1 protein-coding gene is annotated in these 1,082 nt (G+C 71.2%); it reads right to left on the bottom strand.

Translation table 11 applies throughout. The annotated features are described in order from the left end of the window. Nucleotides 1-1,082 (bottom strand): YibE/F family protein (locus tag GT354_RS00770; protein ID WP_161354182.1); only part of this gene is annotated, 1,082 nt, incomplete at both ends.

Here is a 1,082-nt window from a genome sequence, read left to right as displayed (position 1 = left end):
GTGGGTGCGGGAGCGGCTCCGGTCCCGGCCCGGCATCGCCCTGCTTCGCCGGCGTACCGCGCCCGTGGTCGGCCGCCGCGAGCAGCGCCGCCAGGGCGGTGGTGACCGGGACCGACGCGACCAGGCCGATACTGCCGACCAGGGTTCGGGCGATCTCCTCCGCGACGATCTCGCTCGACGCCACGGCCACGACGTCCTGGCGCGCGATCGAGAACAGCAGCATCAACGGCAACGCGGCGCCTGCGTACGCGAGTACGAGGGTGTTGACCGTCGAGGCGATGTGGTCCCGGCCGATCCGGATGCCCGCGCGGTACAACTTCCGGGCCGACATGGTCGGGTCGGCCTGTTTGAGTTCCCACACGGCCGAGGTCTGGGTGACCGTCACATCGTCGAGGACGCCCAGCGATCCGATGATGAAGCCCGCGAGCAGCAGGCCCTGGGTCTCGATACCCGGATACAGCGCGTGGACCAGGCCGGTCTCGTCGGACGTGTTGCCCGTCAGGTGCGCCCAGCGGATGAACACCGAGCCCAGCAGCCCGATCAGCGACAGCGACACGAGCGTGCCCACGACCGCGACCGAGGTCCGCGCGGACAGGCCGTGACACAGGTACAGGGCGACGAACATGATCGCGCTGCCGCCGACCACCGCGACCAGGAGCGGATTCGACCCGTGCAGGATCGCGGGCAGGATGAAGAACGACAGTACGACGAAACTGATCCCCAACGCGATCAGCGCGGTCAGCCCACGCAACCGGCCGACCAGGATCACCGCGAACGCGAACAGACCGGCCAGGACCAGCATCGGTGGCCCGCGATGCACGTCGATGGGGGTGTAGCGCAGATCCTCGGGCGCGTTCGGCGCATACGCCAGCACGACACCCTGGCCGACGGTGAACTGGAGCGGCTGATCGGGGCGGACGACCTCGGTGACCCGATGGCCCTTGTCGGGACCGGTCTTGATCTCGAACGTCACCCGGCGGCACTGCGGCGCGGCGCCGCCGCCCGGCGAGCCGGGCCCGGGCGGTGCCGACGCCGCCGACGGCGGCTCGGGCGCGGCGTCCGGTGTGGCGTCCGGGTCGGCA

The organism is Streptomyces sp. SID3343 (assembly GCF_009865215.1).
Lineage (GTDB): Bacteria > Actinomycetota > Actinomycetes > Streptomycetales > Streptomycetaceae > Embleya.
The sequence above is the reverse complement of the archived record's forward strand: the minus strand, read 5'-3'. Positions and strand labels throughout refer to the sequence as shown.